Source organism: Sorangium sp. So ce295, assembly GCF_051527405.1.
GTDB classification, from domain to species: Bacteria; Myxococcota_A; Polyangia; order Polyangiales; family Polyangiaceae; genus Sorangium; species Sorangium cellulosum_B.
The window spans coordinates 5,594,710-5,611,688 of the sequence record NZ_CP150324.1; the positions used below are offsets into that span (position 1 = coordinate 5,594,710).

At 70.9% G+C, this 16,979-nt stretch carries 13 protein-coding genes and 1 tRNA gene; 4 read left to right on the plus strand and 10 right to left on the minus strand.

The genetic code is table 11. The annotated features are described in order from the left end of the window. Positions 1–64 precede the first annotated feature (64 nt). From WMF11_RS21115 to WMF11_RS21150, 8 genes are all read right to left on the minus strand, one after another. Positions 65–859, minus strand: coding sequence for a TatD family hydrolase (locus WMF11_RS21115; protein ID WP_437910300.1), 795 nt, complete (start codon positions 857–859; stop codon positions 65–67). A gap of 8 nt (positions 860–867) precedes the next feature. Continuing rightward, complete coding sequence (locus WMF11_RS21120) at positions 868–3,141, minus strand: PrkA family serine protein kinase (RefSeq protein ID WP_437554216.1); 2,274 nt, start codon at positions 3,139–3,141, stop codon at positions 868–870. Positions 3,142–3,294: 153 nt separating this feature from the next. Beyond that, the gene (locus WMF11_RS21125; protein ID WP_437718717.1) at positions 3,295–3,816 is read right to left on the minus strand and encodes a hypothetical protein; all 522 of its coding nucleotides are present in this window, start codon (positions 3,814–3,816) and stop codon (positions 3,295–3,297) included. A 162-nt stretch (positions 3,817–3,978) separates the two neighbouring features. Then, positions 3,979–5,250 (minus strand): serine/threonine-protein kinase, encoded by a 1,272-nt coding sequence (locus tag WMF11_RS21130; protein ID WP_437978709.1) that lies wholly within the window; start codon positions 5,248–5,250, stop codon positions 3,979–3,981. A gap of 13 nt (positions 5,251–5,263) precedes the next feature. Then, on the minus strand, positions 5,264–6,019 hold the full coding sequence (locus WMF11_RS21135) for a zinc ribbon domain-containing protein (RefSeq protein WP_437554222.1): 756 nt from the start codon (positions 6,017–6,019) through the stop codon (positions 5,264–5,266). A 35-nt stretch (positions 6,020–6,054) separates the two neighbouring features. Beyond that, positions 6,055–6,128 (minus strand) — tRNA-Ile (locus WMF11_RS21140). A 279-nt stretch (positions 6,129–6,407) separates the two neighbouring features. Next, positions 6,408–7,397 carry a formylglycine-generating enzyme family protein gene (locus WMF11_RS21145; RefSeq protein ID WP_437978710.1) on the minus strand — a complete coding sequence of 330 codons (990 nt, stop codon included), beginning with the start codon at positions 7,395–7,397 and terminating at the stop codon, positions 6,408–6,410. A gap of 1 nt (position 7,398) precedes the next feature. Continuing rightward, a complete protein-coding gene (locus WMF11_RS21150; protein WP_437978711.1) occupies positions 7,399–8,457 on the minus strand; it encodes an SUMF1/EgtB/PvdO family nonheme iron enzyme in 1,059 nt (352 codons plus the stop codon). 245 nt (positions 8,458–8,702) lie between these two features. Between WMF11_RS21150 and uvrA the strand changes: the two genes are divergently transcribed. Continuing rightward, on the plus strand, positions 8,703–11,696 hold the full coding sequence (uvrA, locus tag WMF11_RS21155; protein WP_437910308.1) for an excinuclease ABC subunit UvrA: 2,994 nt from the start codon (positions 8,703–8,705) through the stop codon (positions 11,694–11,696). A 126-nt stretch (positions 11,697–11,822) separates the two neighbouring features. Here uvrA and WMF11_RS21160 read toward each other — a convergent pair whose 3' ends face one another. Then, positions 11,823–12,185: a TraR/DksA family transcriptional regulator gene (locus WMF11_RS21160; protein ID WP_012236416.1), complete on the minus strand. Its 363-nt coding sequence runs from the start codon at positions 12,183–12,185 to the stop codon at positions 11,823–11,825. 452 nt (positions 12,186–12,637) lie between these two features. On the opposite strand from WMF11_RS21160, the gene WMF11_RS21165 reads away from it, so the two are divergent. Together WMF11_RS21165 and WMF11_RS21170 are read left to right on the plus strand one after the other, a co-directional pair. Beyond that, positions 12,638–13,630, plus strand: coding sequence for an NUDIX hydrolase (locus WMF11_RS21165; protein WP_437978712.1), 993 nt, complete (start codon positions 12,638–12,640; stop codon positions 13,628–13,630). Between the two features lie 3 nt (positions 13,631–13,633). Then, positions 13,634–14,221 (plus strand): response regulator, encoded by a 588-nt coding sequence (locus tag WMF11_RS21170; RefSeq protein WP_012236418.1) that lies wholly within the window; start codon positions 13,634–13,636, stop codon positions 14,219–14,221. 55 nt (positions 14,222–14,276) lie between these two features. Here the strand turns inward: WMF11_RS21170 and WMF11_RS21175 are convergent, their stop codons facing one another. After that, on the minus strand, positions 14,277–16,088 hold the full coding sequence (locus WMF11_RS21175; protein ID WP_437978713.1) for an N-acetylmuramoyl-L-alanine amidase: 1,812 nt from the start codon (positions 16,086–16,088) through the stop codon (positions 14,277–14,279). 213 nt (positions 16,089–16,301) lie between these two features. On the opposite strand from WMF11_RS21175, the gene WMF11_RS21180 reads away from it, so the two are divergent. Next, entirely contained in the window at positions 16,302–16,718 is a 417-nt protein-coding gene (locus WMF11_RS21180) for a YbjN domain-containing protein (protein WP_437910313.1), read from the plus strand. Positions 16,719–16,979 lie beyond the last annotated feature (261 nt).

The window sequence follows — 16,979 nt, forward strand, 5'->3', positions numbered from 1 at the left end:
TGCTGTCACTATGCCTCGAAACGTGCCTGGGGCGAGCCCACAGGCGCGAACGCGCGCGCTCGTCTCAGCCGGCGAGCGCGCCGTCCCGCGGAAGCCGCAGCCGCCTGCGGGTGTTCTCCGCGGTGCGCGCGGCCAGCGCCTCGAAGGGCTCGCCCCGGAGCTCCGCGACGAAGCGCGCCGTGTGCAGCACGTGCCCTGGCTCGCACCGTTTCCCCCGGAACGGCACCGGCGCGAGGTAAGGGCTGTCCGTCTCGACCAGGATCCGATCCCCCGGAGCCCAGGCAGCGACCTCCTGGATCGCGCGCGCGGTCTTGAAGGTCACGATGCCCGAGAACGAGAGGTCGAAATCGAGCGCGAGCGCTCGCTCGGCGAACGCGCGATCCTCGGAGAAGCAATGGATGATGCCGCCCACGTCGCTCGCCTGGGCGCGCTCCAGGATCGCGAGCGTGTCTTCCGGCGCCTCGCGCGTGTGGATGACGATGGGCTTCTCCACCCTCCGAGCGAGGGCGACGAGGTCGGCGAAGACGCGCTGCTGTGTGTCCTTCGGCGAGTGCAGGTAGTGGTAGTCGAGGCCGATCTCGCCGACGGCCACGACCTCGGGCCGGCGCGCGAGGACCTCGAGCTCCGCGAGCATCCGGTCGTCCAAGGCGGAGGCATCGTGCGGATGGACGCCGACCGCGGCGTGCACGTCAGCGCGCCGCGCCGCGAGATCCGCGGCGAAGCGCGCCGCGGAGAGATCCGCGTCGACGCCGACGACCACGAACGCGTCCACGCCGGCGGCCCGCGCGCGGTCCAGGACGGCGTCGGCTCCCTCGCGGAAATGGCGCGGATCGACGTGGCAGTGCGAGTCGATGAGCATGCTTCGCTTCAGGTGACGAGCTCCGCGAAGCGCGCGCGGAGCAGCGCGCTCGCGGCGTCGAGCGCGCAGCGGTCGCAGTAGCCCATCCCGCGCAGCCGCTCGAGCGCGCGCGTCGCGTTCCTGCGCTCCTCCTCGCGCAGCTCGCCCCAGCCCTTCTCGGACTTGCCGTCGCTCTGCGCGTCGCGGAGGAGCGCGACGAGATCGCGAACCAGGAGCGCCACGCCCTTGCGCCGCTCCGTGAACACCGCCTCCCGCAGCTTGCGGATCTGCTGCGGGAACACGACCGCGTTGACGATCTTCTGGCCAGGGTGGTCGATGGCCCACGCCGCGATGGCCGAGATCAGGCCGCGCCGGTGATCGTCGTGCTTCGTGCGGACGCCGAGGAGCCCCTCCACCTCGCGCATCATGCGCTCGTCCGGGTTCTCGAAGTCGCCGGTGTGCGGGTTCCTGATCTTCTCCCCCTTCACCCAGACGCCGACGTGGGAGACGTACCGATCGAACAGCTCGGCGTAGCGCGTCTCGTCGACGAGGCCGCTGGCCGTCCGCATCTCCTCCTCGGTCGTGTCGAGCAGGCGCGTGCGCACGACCTCGCGGAAGAGCCGGTGATCGTGGTAGCCACCCGCGAGCTGCTTCTCCTTGAGCCAGTCGTACTCCGCCTGCCGCTTGCAGAGCGCGTCGAGCTCCGAGAGCACCGCGAACGGGGAGAGGCACGCGTGATCCTCGCTCTGCGCCGCGTCGAGCAGGAGCGTCCGCACCTCACGCGGCGAGACGCCGAGGCGCCCCTCGAAGTCCACGGACGCATCGCTCTCGTGGTAGATCGCCTCGATGCCCGCGCGCAGGACCTTCTGCGCCTCGGCGTCGAACCGCTCCGGCGCCGTGCCCGTCGCGAACAGCTCCATCTTCTCGACGGCCGTGAGGCTCGAGACGAGCGGCGCGAGCGCGTCGGGGTACCGCTTCGCCTCCGGCTGCCGCATGCGGGTGAGCACGGCGAACTGCGCGGCGACGCGCGTCGCGTGCGGGGCGACGTGGCGGGTCACGAACGGGACGATCTGCGTGTCGTAGATCGCCTGCTCGTCGGGGTAGCTCCGGAGGTAGGGCGCGCGCAGGAGCTCGAAGCGCCCGCGGAAGCTCGGGAACTCCGGGTGCTCCCGGAAGGCGTTGAGGTGCACGTCGTTGGCGCTGCCGATCATCACGACGTTCGTCTGCACCGTCTGCTGCGGCAAGCTGACCTCCCCCGTCTCCAGCGTGAGCTGGAGGTACCGGAAGGCGTCGAGCGGTCGCTTGAGGAGATCGCTGAACTCGAGCACGCCCCCGGCGGCCTCGATCAGCTCACCGTGCGCCTCGAAGAGCGTCGTCGCCTGAAGCGAGGTCGGGAGCGAGGCGAGCGAGCGATCTGCCGTGATCTGCCGCTCGCCGGCGTCGACCGAGAGCTCCGGGCCGATCGTGACGGCGCCGACGCGGTAGCGGCGGGAGATGAAGTACCGCTCGACCTGTACGTGCCGCAATGTCTCGACGAGCGAGCCGCCGCTCGCGACGAGGAGCGCCTCGAAGACCTGCTGGTTCTTGTGGGACAGCTTGCCGCTCATCAGCCACTCGGGCGGCGGCTCCGTCGCGCCGGCGTCCTCGTAGAGCTTCAGGATGAGCGCCCGCCGCTCTCGCACCGGGAGCAGGAACAGCGGGTGATCCCTGAGCTCGATCACGAGCCGGGCGTCGATCTGATCGTCCTCGAGGTGGGCGTAGCTCGTGCCGTCCGCGGCGCTCGCCTTCACGTCGCCGCCGAAGCCGATCGAGCCGCGCATCGTCTTGCGGCTCGGGAACACCCAGTGGAAGCGGTACACGGCCCCCTCGTCGAGGGTCGAGTAGTGCTCCAGGGCGCGCAGGATGCAGGCGGCGAGCGTGCTCTTCGCCGAGCCGTTCGGCCCGTGCATCAGGACGAGCCTGTTGGCCCTGCCCTCGCGCACGAAGTTGCAGAGCACCCGGTAGACCTCGGACTGCAGCTCTTCGTGGCCGATCAGCGCGAAGTCCCGCCCGTGGTAGGAGGCCGCGGCCGGCGCGCCCTGCTGTGCGGGCTCGGCTGCGGGCAACTCCCACGGCAGATCGAAGAGCTGGAACCGGGTCAGCTCCCCCCAGGGCTTCTTGATCGTCCGCGTGCCGAAATGGTCGAACATGTCGCGGACGTAGCGAGCCGCGTCGCGTCCGAAGCGGACCGGATTGGAAGCGAAGAGCTCCAGGTACTGCTGGAACGAGAGGACCCGCTGCTCTTCGTTGAAGCGCCTGGCCATCGAGGAGGCGATGGCATCGAGCTCGGAGAGGGCCTTTCGAGCCCGCTCAGCCGCACTGCCTTGGACCGTCTGGTTGGGGCCGACCTCGCTGGGCTGGCCCCCCCGGCAACCGGAGGTGTCGTTGTTCACGTGAGGCTGAGTTTACCGTTCCGCCTACTGCACGTCGACGACCGCCTCGAGCTCCTGCTTCTGCATCAAACAATTCGCGGCGCTGCAGATGCTGAAGGAGAGCACGCCTGCCACCTTGGTCTTGCCCTTCTTGGCCGCCACGAACGGGACCTTGAGGAGGCCCTTGGTCTCCTCGAACGCGCCGTCCTCGCGCTTGAGCAAGGGCTTCGGGTACGAAACGCCCTCGGCGGCCGCCTCGGTGACCTTGAACTTGATCGGGTACTTGTCGTTGATGTGGTAATCGCCCTTGGACAGGAGCGACACCTCCACGAGCCCCTCCTGGCCGGCCTTGTACGTCCCTGTCGGCTTCATTTCGAGGGTGTAGACCGCATCCTCGACCTTCGATTTTCCGCCCTGGGGTGGGGCCGCAGGTGCCGCCTCGGTGGCGCCGCGAGAGGTCGCCGCTTCGCTCTGGCTACAGCCGAGGACGGGGAGCCCGGAGAGCGCGATCAGGCACATCGCGGCGGAGAGGGGCTTGCCGGTCCGAGTTGAAGGATGAGTGCTCATGGTCAACACAAATAACACAGCGGCAGCGCCAGCGCGAACGCGGGGCCCCGGCGCCCAGGACGATGGCGCACTGAACCGGAGCGCGCGCGCCATACGCCGCCGCCTCCGCCGCTGCGGCGCGTAAGGCGCAACGTCGCACGAGCGCACGGCCCGGCGCCGCCGTCAGCGCGAAATCAGCAGCGCGACGAGCGCACAGAGCAGGACTGCCGCGCCGGCCACCGCGGGGATGACCCACCGCGGCAAGCGCTGTGGCACGCCCATCACGATGTCCTCGGCGAACGTCTCGGAAGCGTCCGGCGAGGGCGCGATGACCGCGGCGGCGCTCGACCCGCCGCTCGCGCCGGCGGGGACCGCGCCCACGCTCGCCGAGGCATGCGGCTGGCGGGCCAGGACCGACGGCAGCGCGGCGCGGATCCGGGCCGCGAGCTCCTTCTGGGGCAGGTGCGCCCAGTCGCGGTGCGACCCCGCGAGGCCGTACGCCTGGCCCACGCGATCGGCGAGCAGGCCGACGGAGGGCAGGCGCGCCTCCGGGCTCTTCATGAAGGCCTCCTCCATCACCGGATCGAGCGAGGCCGGCGCCCCGTACGCCTTGCCCGCCACGCTCGGAGGCAGCGGATTGTTGCCCATGATGGCCACGAGGATCATCGGACCGGTCGGCGCGTGGAACGGGACCTGCCCCGTGACGCACTCGAACACGATCGCCGCGACCGACCAGACGTCGGCGCGATGGTCCAGCGCGAGCAGCCCCTGCGCCTGCTCGGGGGACATGTAGAAGGGCGACCCGATCGTCGTGCCGACGACGGTCAGCTTCTTCGCGCCCTCGCTGTTGTCGCGCACGCTGCCGAAGTCGAGGATCTTCACCCTGTCGCCGTCGTGCGTGCCGACCAGGAAGATGTTGTCCGGCTTGAGATCGCGGTGCACGACCTTGCGCTTGTGCGCCTCCTCGAGGCCGAGCGCGATCTGCGACAGCATCCGCACCAGGCGCTCGGGGGGCAGCACCTTGTCGCGCTTGAGGACCGTCCGCAGCTCCTCGCCCTCGAGGTACTCCATGACCAGCGCGAAGCTGTGGTCCTCGGTCTTCTCGAAGGCGAGCACGTCGACGATCTGCTCGTGGGGCAGCGACGCGCTGACCTCGAACTCGCGGTGAAAGCGCTCGACGCTCACCTCGTCGAGCGCGACCTCGGGGTGGAGGATCTTCAGGGCGACGCTGCGGCCGGTCCGAAGATCGAGCGCCTGGTAGACGCGCCCCATGCCCCCGTCGGCGACGATCCGCCAGATCTGGTAGCGCCCGCCGCAGAGGGTCGCGCCGACGCGCCTGTCCTCCGGGTGGACCGGCGGCGCTACCTCAGCGACCGGGATGAGGCGCTGCCCGTCGACCGGACAGAAGCCGCTGTCGTGCGAGAAGAGCCTGAAACAGGCGGAGCACGTCTTCAAGCCGCACCCGGGATCAGGCGCGGGAGGGGTCCGCGGCCGGCGTGCTGCCCGACGCGGGCTCCGGCGGCATGTAGTAGAGGATCCGGTTGCAGTTCGGGCACCGCTCGAACTCATCCTGGCGGCGCATCTTCTGGAACATCATCGGCGGCACGGACAGGTGGCAGCCGAGGCATGTGCCGTCGTACGTGCGGGCGATCGCGACGGGCCTGCGCGTCCGGATCGACTCGTAGCGGCGGTACAGGACGACCGGCAGCTTGCCGACCACCTGCTCGCGCGCCTCGGCGCGCTGGGCGCGCTCGGCCTCGAGCGCAGCCAGCGACGCCTGCGTCCCCGGCGCGCTGCCGTCGATCGCCCCCGCCAGCTCGACGCGCTTCGCCTCCGCCACATCGATCGCCGAGCGCGCCCCCTCGGAGGCCGAGTTCAGCCGCTCGATCTCTTCCTCGCGATCGCGGTGCAGCTTGCGCAGCTCCTCGATCTCGCGCTGCGCCGCGTTGGACTCGCGCTCGTTCCGGGAGCGCTGCAGCTTCTCCCGCGAGCGCTCGATCTGGCTCGACATCTGGCGGAGCTCGACGACGAGCTCGGAGCGCGTCTTCTCCATCGCCGCCAGGGTCTCCCGATCGCCCTTCAGCCGCTCCTCCAGCCGCTTCAGGTCCGACCGCATCCCTTCCAGGCTGCCGCGCTGCTTGTCGAGCTGCTCATCGATGCGGCGGATCTCGCTGTCGATGGCCGACAGCTCTTCGAGGAATGCGATCTGCTCGCGGATGCTCACGTGCTTCCTTGTCTCCTTCTGTTTCGTGGCTTTCGTGGGCCCACCTGGACTCGAACCAGGAACAGCCCGGTTATGAGCCGGGGGCTCTGACCGATTGAGCTATAGGCCCTGGAACAAGGGCGAACCCCCGATCGGGTCCGCCCACTTTCGCACCGGCGGACAACGTAGTCCAAGCGGCGCGCAGTTGGAAGGGGAGCGGTTCGGCCGGACCGGGTTCCACGATGGCGCCACGGCGGTCGGGGGTGGCTCGGCCGTGAGGGAAGCCCGTTCGCAGACGGGGCGCAGCGCGAGGGAGGCCTCGCCGGGCATGGCGCACGGACATTGCGCCGGCGTGCGCGGTCAGTCGACGCCGGAGGCCTCGCCACAGGCCCGCGCGGGCTGCGGCCCCTCACGGCCCCTGCCGCCCGCCCGGATCGACCATCGGGCTGCGGCGCGGGATGCGCGCTGTCTTGGCCGCCGGGGTCACGGCCTTGCCCCCGTCGAGCGCGTCGGAGCAGCACCGGAACCCGACCTGATAGAAGCGGAACCACCGGTTGTGCGTCGACGTGACCGGGCGGCATCGCGAGCGGATCGGCCCCCAGTAGCCCCCTTTCAGCGTCGATCGAAACGGCTTCTCGTCCAGCGTGCCGAGCTCATTGTTCACCCACTCGTCGACGTTGCCGGTCATGTCGCGCACGCCGAAGGGGCTGACGCACCGGTGCATCTCCCCGGACGCAACCCGGCGATCGAGCCGCTCGACCTCCGCCGAGATCTTCCATGGGTCAGCGAACGTCTCGAGCACCGGCATCGAGATCTTCCTGTCGATGTTGCAGGCGTCAGGATCGCGAGCGATCCCGTAAGGATAGGGCCACATCTGCGGCCCCTCGCACGCGAACTCCCACTCCTCGCCGGAGCAGAGCCGCTTGCCCTCGATCTCGCAGGCGCGCTTCGCCTCCAGCCAGTTGACCATCACCACCGGGCGGACGCCCTCGATGTTCGGGTACTCGAAGACGTCGATGCAGAAGCGCCGGTGCTGGAGGCGCCCCTCGCAGAGCACCTCCGGCTCGAACCGGGCGCAGATGTCCTTCTCCTCGTCGATGTACGCGGCGCAGTGGTGCCCGACGTACGGGCAATAGATGCCGTCGACGAGCACCATCCCGCCGAGGCACGCCGTGCGGCTCTCCGGGTCGACGCGCACGTACGCAGGCAGCGGCGGAGGCGCCGGAGGCGCCAGCGCGGGCGCGGGCGGGGCCGGCTCCGGCGGGGCGATGCTCGCAGCCGGGGCCGCGCTCGCCGCGTCGAGCGGCCCAGGCGACCTCTGGAAGCGCGGGGCGAAGAGGAGCGCGCTCACCAGGGCGGCGACGACGAGGGCGGCGATGAAGGCGATGCGCTCGCGCATGTCAGTCGTACACGCCGTCCTTCTCGCGGTCGCGCTCGATGAAGGGCCGCGGCGGCGGCGTGACGACGCCGTCGACCGTGTCCGCGCAGCAACGGAAGCCGACCTGGTAGAACTTGAACGTCGGCCCGTGCCCTCCGGTCGTGAGGCGGCAGGTGTTCCGAACAGGACCCCAGTAGCCGCCGTTGAGCGTGGCCGGGCGCGACGTGCCCGGATCGTCGGCGAGGTTGTCGGTCCACTCGTCGACGTTGCCGGAGAGGTCGTACGCCCCGTAGGCGCTGATGCAGTTCGGGTGCGATCCGATGGGATCGGCCTGCCACAGCCGGGCGATCTCGCCCTCGCGGGTCGCCTCGTCCACCATGGCGTCGATGTCGAACTCGATCGCGGCGCGGTCGATGTTGCAAGGGCTGGGCGTGCGCACGAAGCCCCAAGGATACGGCAGGCGCTTCGGTCCTTCGCAAGCGAGCATCCACTCGGAGCGCCGGCACAGCCGCCTGCCGATCGAGGCGCAGAGCGACTTCGCCTCGTACCAGTCGACGTAGACGCGCGGGAGCTCGCCCACCCGGTTCGGCCACTCGTGGCGGTCGATGCAGAAGCGCCGGTGATCCAAAGGAGCCCGGCAGCGGGCGCCGCGCCCGTACTCGGGGCAGCCATGGCCGGCTCCATCGCCGCTGCGGGTGCAGACATACGGGAGGGATGGACAGAAATCGCCCTCCACGAGGCTCATGTCGGCGGGACACGCAGCGCGCGCCGCCGGATCCTCCGCGAAGGGATCGACCAGCGGGGCCGCCGCGGCGGCCTGCTGGCTCGCGCTTCGCGGAACCGGGGCCGCACCGGGAGGCGAGCCCGGAGCGGGCGCTGCTGCCTCCCCCTGACCAGCGGCCGTGGCGGGTGCAGGCGTGGACGATGCTGGTGCCGCGGGCCCGACAGAAGGCGCCGCAGCGGGGCCGGGCTCGGAGCGCCCGGACGGAGAGGGCGGGTCGAGCAGCAGCGCGTCGAGCTCAGGGGCGTACCGCGCAAGGAGCCCGACCACGCCGAGCGCAGCGCCGGCGCCGACCGCCATCAGGACACTCCTTGCACGCGCTTCCACCTGCGCGCCCTCTCATAGTCCAGCTCGCAGCGCAGCGACGTGAGAAGAATTGCAAGACAACCGGAAGACCTGGCGCGCGCCGTGCGCGGCGCGTCGCGGCGCGCGACGGGGCGGGGCCACGAGGGCAACAGGGGACAACAGAGCCAACAGAGCAGCGAGCGGCGAGCAGGAGCGGCGCCACGCCCGCTTCCGTGTGTGATAGCTCTCCGGTTCCCCCTATGGATCGACTGGTCGTTCGAGGCGCCCGGCAGCACAACCTCAAGAACGTCAGCGTGTCGCTTCCGCGCGACCGCCTGGTGGTGATCACCGGCCCGAGCGGCTCGGGCAAGTCGTCCCTGGCGTTCGACACCATCTACGCGGAAGGGCAGCGCCGCTACGTCGAGTCGCTCTCCGCCTACGCGCGGCAGTTCCTCGAGCAGCTGTCCAAGCCGGACGTCGAGTCGATCGAGGGCCTCTCGCCCGCCATCGCCATCGAGCAGCGCGCGCTGGCGAAGAGCCCGCGATCGACCGTCGGCACGGTGACCGAGATCTCGGACTACCTCCGCCTGCTCTTCGCGCGCGTCGGCACCCCGCACTGCCCCGCGTGCGGCAAGCGGATCGAGGCCCAGACGGTGCAGCAGATCGTCGACCGCATCCTGGATTTCGGCGACAAGACGCGGGTCACGATCATGGCGCCCATCGCGCGAGGCCGCCGCGGAGAGCTGAAGCTCGACATCGAGCGGCTGCGCCGGGAGGGCTTCGTGCGAGCGCGCATCGACGGCGAGATCGTCGATCTCGGCGACGAGATCGTACTCGACCGGACGCGCGCGCACGACCTCGACGTGGTCGTGGACCGGATCGTGGTCAAGGACGGCATCAAGGGCCGGCTCACCGACTCCGTCGAGCTCGCGCTCAAGCTGGGCGAGGGCAGGTTGCTCGTCGACATCTCCAGCGACGGCATGAAGATCGAGCCGCTCTGGATGAGCGAGCGCTTCGCGTGCATCGACTGCGGCATCTCGCTGCCGCCCATCGAGCCGCGGATGTTCTCCTTCAACGGCCCGCACGGCGCGTGCCCCGCCTGCGACGGCATCGGCGCGAGGACCCGCATCGATCCGGACCGCGTGGTCCCCGATCCTCGGCGCACGCTCCGCGAGGGCGCGGTGGTGGCCTGGGGGCGCCGCGGCTCGCTCTCGCTCGCCACGGAGACGGAGCGGGCCGTCAGCGCGCTCGGCTGCGATCCGGACGTCCCGTGGGCGAAGCTGCCGGCGGCGGTGCGGCAGGCGATCCTCGAGGGGAGCGACGCCCAGGGCGCCGGCGGCCGGGGGAAGAAGAAGGCCGCCTACGAGGGGATCATCCCGCGGCTCGAGCGCCTGCTGAGCAGCGGCGAGCCCGCCCTCGCCGACGAGGAGGAGGCCGATCCCGACGAGGACAGCGCCGCGCTCTCCGACGAGATCGGCCGCTTCGTCATCACGCGCGTGTGCGACGCCTGCGACGGCAGGCGCCTGCGCCCGGAGGCGCTCGCCGTGCGCCTCGGGGATCGCAACATCGCGGACGTCGGCACCCTGCCGCTGCGCACGCTGCGCGTCTTCCTCGAGGGCCTCATGCCGCCGAAGGAAGGGGCGCCGCTGGCCGCGAAGGGAAGCGCGCCGCGGGCCCCCGCCGATGGGCAGGCCGCGGGCGAGGCCCACGTCGACGGGGCGCTCGCGCCGCGCGAGCGCGCGATCGCCGAGCCGCTGCTCCGGGCGGTGATCGCCCGCCTCGGGTTCCTCATCGACGTCGGGCTCGACTACCTCACGCTCGACCGCTCCGCGCAGACCCTCTCCGGCGGCGAGGGCCAGCGCATCCGCCTCGCGACGCAGATCGGGGCCGCGCTCGTCGGCGTGCTCTACGTGCTCGACGAGCCCTCGGTGGGCCTGCACGCGCGCGACAACACGCGCCTGCTCGAGGCGCTCAGGCGGCTCGTGGACCTCGGCAACACCGTGGTCGTCGTCGAGCACGACCGCGACGCCATCCTCGCGGCCGACCACATCGTGGACATGGGCCCGGGCGCGGGCGTGCACGGCGGCAACGTGGTGGCGCAGGGCACGCCGGAGGAGCTGAGCGCCGATCCGGCGTCGATCACCGGCCCGTACCTCAGCGGCAAGAAGCAGCTGGCGATCCCCACGAAGCGCCAGCGCCCCGACGGGCGCTTCATCCGCGTGAGCGGCGCGCGGGCCCACAACCTCCTCAACGTCACGGCCGAGATCCCCGTCGGCCTCTTCTGCACGGTCACCGGCGTGTCGGGCTCGGGCAAGTCGAGCCTCATCGTCGACACGCTGCTGCCGGCCGCGAAGAACGAGCTGTACAGGAGCTCCGCCCCGATCGGCGCGTGCGACGGCATCGAGGGCCTCTCGCACATCGACAAGGTCATCTCGATCGATCAAGCCCCGATCGGCCGCACGCCGCGCTCGAACCCGGCGACGTACACGGGGGTCTTCGGGCTGCTCCGCGAGCTCTACGCGGGCCTCCCGGAGGCGAGGACGCGCGGGTACAAGGCGGGCCGCTTCTCGTTCAACGTGAAGGGCGGTCGCTGCGAGGCCTGCCAGGGCGACGGCGTGCTCCGGATCGAGATGCACTTCCTGCCCGACATCTTCGTGACGTGCGAGACGTGCGGCGGCCGCCGGTACAACCGCGAGACGCTCGAGGTGCTCTACCGCGGGATGTCGATCGCCGACGCGCTCGACCTGACGGTCGAGCAGGCGATCGACCAGTTCGAGGCGCTCCCCCGCGTCCGGGAGCGGCTCGCCGCGCTCGCGCGCGTCGGCCTCGGCTACATCACGCTGGGGCAGCCCGCGACGACGCTCTCGGGCGGCGAGGCGCAGCGGGTGAAGCTCGCGCGCGAGCTCGCGCGCAAGGCCACCGGCCGCACGCTCTACGTGCTCGACGAGCCGACGACAGGCCTGCACTTCTCCGACATCGAGGTGCTCACCGCGAGCCTGATGAGCCTGCGCGACGCCGGGAACACCGTCCTCGTGATCGAGCACAACCTCGACGTGATCGCCTGCAGCGACTGGGTGATCGACCTGGGCCCCGAGGGCGGTGAGCGCGGCGGGACGATCGTCGCCGCTGGCACCCCGGAGGACATCGCGCAGGAGGAGGCGTCATTCACCGGCGCGTACCTGCGCGAGGTGCTCGTGGCGTCGAAGCGTCGCACCCCGCAGCAGCCGCGCAGCCGCGCGGCCGCCCGCAAATAGCAGAACGGGCGTGGCCCCTGCCGGTCCGCGCGACGTGGACCGGGAGCAGGAGCGCACGCCCGACGGCGCCGAGGCACCCTCGCGCGAGGAGGCGACCGGCGGCCGGCCTCCTCGCGCGGCGCAGCGTCAGCCGTAGTCCTTCTCGACCCGCTCCTGATCCTCTTTGCAGCGGATGCACAGGGTCGTCTCGGGGCGCGCCTCGAGGCGCTTCGCCGAGATCTCCTCCTCACACTCCTCGCACTTGCCGAACGAGCCGTCCTCGATCTTCACGAGCGCCTTCTGGATCTTGTCGAGGAACGACTTCTCGCGGCCACGGAGCCGGAAGGTGAACGACTGCAGGTACTCGCTCGACGCGAGGTCCATCTCGTCAGGGAGATCGTTCGCGTCGAGCATCATGTCCTCGGTCAGCGTTTGCTTGGCCTTCTTGACGATCTCGTCGCGCTTCGTCTCAAGCAGGGTCTTGAACTTTTTCAGCTGGGCCTTGTTCATAGGTCCTCTCGCGTCGAATGCGCCGTTCGGCGCTGCCGTCTGAGCTCCCTGGCGCATGCAAGCCGCGGGGCGCTGACCCCGGCTGCCGGGACTTACGGCTCCGCGACATGTCCGGAGAGGCCAGACAGCCCCCCGAAATTGCGAGGCGCGGGATTCTAGGCGTGGGAGCCGAGCCCGTCAACGACGCCTCCGTCGCAGGCAGAGATCGCCCGAATTCACTGCGGCCGACGCCTCTCGATTCACCCTCGGTCGCCATCAAACGCCATCACGCCCGCGACCGACCGGACGCTGCGGCATCAATCGGCATCGGTTGTCGGGACAGCGTGGAAAGCATCTGCGGGAAGTCCCCGAGCCGCCGGAAAAGGCGGCGGACTTGGCCTCAAACCCGCATGCTCACCCCAGAGCACGCCGGAAATGAGACGCAGCGGACGGTTTGACGAAAGGCAGCTCACGTGGAACAAATTTATCCCATATTGCTGGATTTCGATCAGAACCGAACCCCGGTCCGTCCCCGCGATGCCTCCACGGTGATCGTCCTCCGTGACGGTCGCGCTGGAATCGAGGTGTTCTGCGTTCGCCGCCACGCGAGCTCGAGCTTCATGGGGGGCGCCGTGGTGTTCCCTGGTGGGAAAGTGGACGCGCAGGACGGCGCGGAAGTCTGGAGGGATCGGGCGACCGAGCCACCGGCGCGCGCCGCTGCGTTCGCGACGGGCGAGACGCCGGCGCGAGCGCTGTGCGTGGCCGCGTGCCGCGAGACGCTGGAGGAAGGGGGCATCCTGCCGACCGATCTTCCGCTGTCCGGCGACGAGGTCGACGCGGTGGGGCGGGAGCTCGCCGCCGGGGCGCCGCTCGATGCGGTCCTCGCGCGGCGCGGCCTGAAGCTCGCGCTCGCGGCGCTCGTCCCGTGGGCGCGGTGGATCACGCCCCTCGCCGAGGAGCGGCGCTTCGACGCGCGCTTCTTCCTGTTACCGCTACCGCCAGGCCAGATCGGGCGACACGACGGGCACGAGACGACGATGAGCTTCTGGGCAGCGCCGTCCGAGGTCCTAGAGCGCGCCGCGCGTGGGGAGATCCTTCTCGCTCCGCCGACTTCACGCACGCTCGAGCTCCTCACCGCGGCCCTGGACGTGCGCAGCGCCGTGGCGCTCGCGGAACGCCAGTCGCTCTTGCCGATCTGTCCGCGCTTCGTCCCGGGCGATGGGGCCGAGCCGCCCTACCTGGCGCTGCCAGGTGACCCTTCGCACGAGACGCGCGATCGGCGCGCCGAGGGTCCGACCCGTTATGTCCTGCGCAACGGGCGCTTCGTCGCCGAAGAATGCTGCGCACATGGATCCCTGATCCACATCAAACAGGAACGAGAGCCAGATCCACCCGTGCCGACCAGCTTCGACGCCCCCCAGACGAATGCCCCCTCCGTGCCGGCGACGCCTGATCTCGAGGAGTGAGCCATGGAAACGAACCCGAAAGAGAACACGACGCAGCCCGAGCTGTTCACCGCGAGCGACGTCGCGCGCTTCTGTCAGGTGGACCTCAAGACCATCCACAATTGGGCGGACAAGGGGGAGATCCGCCACTTCCGCACGCCCGGACGGCACCTCCGTTTCCGGCGGCTGGACGTGCTCGATTTCCTCCGAAAGTACGGCTACCCGATCCCGGAGATCCTCCGGATGGGCAAGCCGAAGGTCGTCGTGGTCGACGACGACCCCTCCGTCCTCGCCGCGCTCCGCAAGACGCTGTCGCGGAGGTTCGACCTGACGACGTTCCAGGATCCGTTCGACGCGCTCGTCGCGGTGGGCAACCTCCAGCCCGACGCGCTCATCCTGGACATCATGATGCCGGGCCTCGACGGCGTGCGCTGCCTGGAGCGGCTCCGCTCCATCGACGCGACCTCGCACATCCGCTGCATCGTGTACTCGAACCACGAGGACATGAAGAAGAACGCGACCGAGGCCGGCGCCTACGACTTCATCAAGAAGGGCGAGGCCGGCGAGCTGCGCGACTCGCTCGAGCGGCTCATGGGCCTCGAGCGAGGGTGACGCCTGCGCGGGTGACGCCTGCGCGGGCGACGCCCGCGCAGGCCAGCGGCGCCCCTCACTTGCCCTCGCGGTAGGCGCGGATCGCGTTCACGATGGCGTCCGCCATCTTCTGCCGGAAGTCGGCGGTCGCGAGGCGAGCCTCGTCCTCGGGGTTCGAGATGAACGCGGTCTCGAACAGCGCGGCCGGCATGTCGGCGCCCGCGAGGACGAAGAAGCCCGCGCCCCTGACGCCCTGATCCTTCGTGTCGGGGTAGCGGGGCGAGAGCGAGGCGAGCGACGACCGCTGGAGGAGCTCGGCGAAGTGGCGCGAGCGGGCCGCCATGTCGCCGACGTTGAGGTTCGACAGGATCGCCGCCACCTCGAGGCGGGCGCCGGGATCACCTGGGTCCACGCCCTGCCCTGCCCGCCCGGCGCGGGCGGCGTTCTCGCGCGCCGCGAGCTGCGCCGACGTCGCCTCGCCGTCGTGAGGGGCCGCGAGCGAGAACGTCTGGACCCCACGAGCGCGGCCGTTCTCGCTCGCGTTGCAGTGGATCGAGACGAACAGGTCGGCGTGGAACGCGTTCGCGCGCGCGGTACGGAGCTCCAGCGGGACGTAGGTGTCGCTGTCCCGCGTGAGGAGCGTCTCGATCTTGAGCTCGCGCGCGAGGAGCGGGGCGACGCGGTGGGCGACGTCGAGCGTCACGTCCTTCTCCTTCAACCCGGTGGGGCCGACGGCGCCGGTGTCGTTGCCGCCGTGCCCCGGGTCGATCGCGACGCGCCGGACCTCTCGCGCGCCGCCGGGGCTGTCCTTGTCATCGCGCAACGGAGGGCGGGTGCTCACGTCGACGACGATCCGGAACGGATCGGGGAGGTAGAAGATCCGGCGGTGCAGGTTGGCGGCGAGATCGAGGACGACGCGCGTTCCATCCGGCTGGACGCCGACGCGCACCCGCCGCAGGACGCCGCCGACCTCGATCTCCCTCGCGATGCCGCGCGACGTCGCCCTCGCGATGTCGACAAACACGCGCGCGTCCTTGCCGGCGCTCTCGTCCGCCGCGAGCGTGCCGACGTCGAACGTCGTCGGCGCGGAGAGCTCGACAACGACGCGCGCCCCTTTGTCCGAGCCGTGCCGCTCGATCGAGGTGATCTTCACCGGGCCGGTGGGCGCCGCCGGCGCACGGGGGGCGACGACGACATCGCCGGTGGCTTCGGCGGTCGTCACCTGCACCGGCGCCGCGCCCGCGGAGCTGGCGGGCGCGGCGGAGGAGCCCGGCGCCGGGCTCGATGCGAGCGCGAGCGCGACGCCCTCGACGCGGTGTCCCTCCTGCTCCAGCGCGCGCAGCGCATCCCCGCTCGGCCGGTAGGCAGCGGCTTGCGCGAGCGCGAGCGCGAGCGCGCCCAGGCACTGCGAGCGCGGCGCGCCGCCGGACGGCGCGGGCGGGGCGAGGGCCGCGTAGCGCCGCGAGACCAGGTAGAGCTCGCGGTACGCGACGGCCGCGTCGTGAGCGAGCTCGCCGGCGAGCAGCGCGCGGCGGCGCTCGGCCTGGCACGCGCGCTCGACGTTGGCCGGCTCGGCCGAGGCGCGGAATGCCGTCGCCGCCGCGCTGTAGAGCTCCATCGCCTCGCGCGCGTCGGTGACCGCCTGATCGAGGCGGAAGAGCCGCACGCGAAGATCGCCGGCCAGCTCCGCGAGCGAGGCCGCCTGCGCCGGCGCCCCGGCCCGCGATGACGCGATGGCGACGGCATCGGCGAGGGCGACCGTCTCGGCGCGGGGTGGGAGAAGGGCAGCCGGATCGAGCAGCGCGGCGGCGCGCTCCTCGTCGGAGACGCCGGCGGGCGCAGCCGGCGCGCTGCCCTCCGCGCTGCACCCGAGGGTGGCGTGCGCCACCACTGCAAAAAGCGCGATCACCGCGAACGCCGGAGCGCTACGATGCAACCACGCCGGGCTGGTGTGCTGTCGGTTCGCCAGTTCAGCCCCGCGCGCCGAGCGACTGGCGATGCGTCCAGGAGGTTTCACGTGCCCGACCTCACGCCCACTTCATCCACAGGACCCCTCTACGCGGACCGCGCGTCGGGGGAGAGGTTTGCCGACGCGACGAGCATGGTCAACGCGTATCTCGCCCGGTACAACGCGAGCTCTCAAGGCGGTGCCAGATCGCCGAGCGGCGCTGGCGACAGCACGCTCGACGAGACGGGCTACGCGCAGCTTCAGCACGGGAGCGCGACGATCGGCGTCAACGTGCTAGAGGCGCAGGGCGTCCTGATGGTCTTCTCTCCCATCATGGCCGTCCCCCTGAGCGGGCGCGAGGCCTTCTACAGGCGTCTCCTGGAGCTCAGCTTCGTCATCACCTCCGACGCGGCCTTCGCGATCGACAAGTCGCGCAACGAGGTCGTGGTACGCTGCCTGCGGCGCCTCAGCGCGCTCGAGTACGAAGAGTTCGAGGATATCGTCACGACGGTGAGCCAGGTCGCCGACACCTGGGATGACGCGTTGCTGCGCGAGGCGCGCGGCGGATGACCCGTTCGCGATGGTTTCCGGAGGCACCAGGGGGGTGCTCATTCCCGCCGTACGCGGCAGCTGGTGATGCGCCGATCCGTCGCGAGATTGCGGTGCAGCAGACGCGGGTGGTAAGTTCCTCACCGCGATGACTGCGGGGGAGCAACCGACGACCGCGGAACCTGGTGAGCGCTCCCTCTCTGCTGAGGAGGCGGAACGGATCGCGTCGTCGATCCGGCCATCCTGGGAGGGGTTCGACGAGCTGTCGGGCGCCCGAGGCGA